Annotated in this window: 3 protein-coding genes; all 3 read left to right on the top strand. The window is 51.6% G+C overall.

Translation table 11 applies throughout. From position 1 onward, the window contains the following. On the top strand, positions 1-717 hold a 717-nt coding region (locus DOU54_RS26235), incomplete at its 5' end, for a HEPN domain-containing protein (RefSeq protein WP_113732122.1). Between the two features lie 416 nt (positions 718-1,133). Beyond that, the gene (locus tag DOU54_RS26240; RefSeq protein ID WP_113732123.1) at positions 1,134-1,403 is read left to right on the top strand and encodes a helix-turn-helix domain-containing protein; all 270 of its coding nucleotides are present in this window, start codon (positions 1,134-1,136) and stop codon (positions 1,401-1,403) included. Continuing rightward, positions 1,403-1,831 (top strand): HipA N-terminal domain-containing protein, encoded by a 429-nt coding sequence (locus DOU54_RS26245; RefSeq protein WP_286079968.1) that lies wholly within the window; start codon positions 1,403-1,405, stop codon positions 1,829-1,831. The genes DOU54_RS26240 and DOU54_RS26245 overlap by 1 nt, the downstream gene beginning before the upstream one ends. The last annotated feature ends 756 nt before the right edge of the window (positions 1,832-2,587 follow it).

The raw sequence follows: 2,587 nt of genomic DNA on the forward strand, positions 1-2,587 counted from the left end.
GTCAACAATCGCAAGCTGACGGATCATGCGACCTTCTGGTACAAGGCGGCCGACCGGATCATCCGCGACAGCTTCATCGAAACACCGACGCAGTTCATCGTGCATTCTCTGCGCGAGGTGAACACGGAGCTTAAGAAAGGCCACTATTTCTTCTCGGATATCCGCAAGGAAGGCATCGTTGTCTATGAGCTTGATGGCGAGCCGCTCGCTGAGCCGAAACTTTTGACGGCTGAAGAGCGTTTGGAGGTGGCGAGGGGCCATTTTAAACAGCGCTACGCAGAGGCTGTTGCTTTCCATGTGACCGCCGGCATCCAAGCCAACATGGTCAATTCAGGCGACAATGTATGGAGGAACCTCGCGGCTTTCAGTTTGCACCAAGCGCTCGAGCAATCATACTCTTGTGTATTGTTAACCCTTACGAACTACGGGCCTGCCTCCCACAACATAAAGTTCCTCCGCTCTCTTGCCGAGGAGCAGGACCTTCGGCTGGTCGACGCGTTTCCGCGAGATCAACATCGTCAACGAGCGTGGTTTAACACGGTCAATGAAGCCTATGTGAAGGCTCGATATTCGAAACATTTCGAGATTAGCGAAGAGGCGCTTGTCTGGCTCGGTGAGCGCACCGCGCATCTGCTCGAGCTGGTAAAGGCCGTTTGCGATGAACATATCGTAAAGCTGGAATGTGACGTTCGAATGGGCGGGCGCGAAAGCAGTTGATGACGGCCAGGTGCCGGAGCAGGTTCTAGTCGTGCCCCTTATAGTGGGGCATTTGCGGCGGCTTTTCATTTAATCGACCCAATGGATTCCAGTGCATCAGGGCGGAACGCGCGGAGAACAAGATTATGCCGCTATAATCGTGATATATTATGGTTAAATATCATGGATTTATGTGATGTTTCTCATTAGGAAAATTAGGATTATTGTGGGTGCCGGTGTAGTAGTTTATCTGGCAATGTTGATGAAACAATAGTCTCCTTATACGAGTAAAAGACCTTTGCTCCCGGTGGGTGCGATCCCACACAAATTCCCGATCGGGATGATTTGGTGCGATCAAGTGAAAAACTTACCGATCGGGAAGCGATGCGTTTTTTTTGAAACGTCCTGTACGGTAAGACAAGAGATAGAGCTTCACGATGTTCAGGTCCGCACGCGATTTCGGCGCCGCTATCAGGGAGAAACGCAAATCTCTTGGCTGGACGCAAACCGGGCTTGCTGCCCGTTCCGGAACGGGTGAACGCTTCATCGTCGAGCTTGAATCGGGCAAGCCGAGTTGCCAGCTCGAAAAAGCCCTGATCGTCGCGCGCACCGTCGGCATTGAGATCGGCGATCTCAACACGGTCCAGGCTGTGCCGGCCGCGCCGGACGATGACCTTGGCTTTTTGCCAATGTTTGGTGCTGATTGATGGCAACCATCTACTACGAGACCTTGCCTGTCGCCCATCTGACTTTTGAAGGCGAATGGAGGTTGGACTATGATCCGGGCTGGGAAGCACGCCGCACGGCCTTTCCGGTGTCGCTCACCATGCCGCTGCGCTCAGGGTCCGTGGGTGCTGCCAAGCTGCTGCCCTGGCTTGCCAATCTGCTTCCGGAAACACATCTTGCCGAGATCGGCCAGCGCCTCAAGGTTTCTCCGCAAGACATTGTCGGTCTGCTTGGTCATATCGGACGTGACACGGCGGAGGCGCTATCGATCGGCGAACCGCGGAAAGCAGGTGTCAACCTCGAGCCCGTGCCGGATGAGCAGGCACTGGAGCGTATTCCGGATGAACTTCCTGCCAAACCTTTTCTGGTTGGAGAGCGCGGTGTTTCCATGTCGCTTGCGGGCGTCTAGGAGAAACTGCCGGTGTTTGTTGACGGGAACGGCCGTATTTCAGTTCCGGTTGATGGGACGCCATCCACGCATATACCTGGAGCCGGAGCCACCTGTGGGGCGGTTCAGTAAAGCCTTTTTTCTGCCCGTCCTTCGGGAGTTTATCGCGCGCCGTCGGTGGTCCAGCGAGGCTCATCGCTCCCGTTAAAGAGCCGGGTTATTCCCGGTAACTCAACCAGACAAAGCGGGCACATCCTTAATATTCACGTTTGACGCGTCACATTCGCCGAATCTGGCAAGTCCGGGTATGCGAACGAGGCGAAATCGCAGCGGTGTGCGCAATTGAAATATTTTATCGTATTGTGCTAGTTTAATACATAAAATTCTATATTTATACTTTTATAGAAGAATAATTTACCTCATTGTGACTGAGATAAATGAGTTGGGTGGGAGTGCGATTCAGGCTAGCGATGATCGGCCGGTGAGAAACATATAATTTAGGGGGGGTAGCCTTGAAAAACATATAAATATGCAGTTACCCTTGCTTGAAGAAAGACGAGGAGTTTGATCAGCGAGCTTACTTTCGCAGGGGTTGGATAATTTGGCACCCTTGTAACTAGATGATTTTATATATTTTTATGGGGAGGTTGATTTATTTATAGGGTAAAACTGAAAGGAATCTGATTGAGAATGGGCTGAAAACGCGGGGGAATCTAGTGGCGATCAATCATAATAACAATATCATGATATTGTTATTATGATTGATCGCCACTAGAT

Origin of the sequence: Agrobacterium sp. MS2, from assembly GCF_003261015.1 — a bacterium.
Classification (GTDB): Bacteria; Pseudomonadota; Alphaproteobacteria; order Rhizobiales; family Rhizobiaceae; genus Agrobacterium; species Agrobacterium pusense.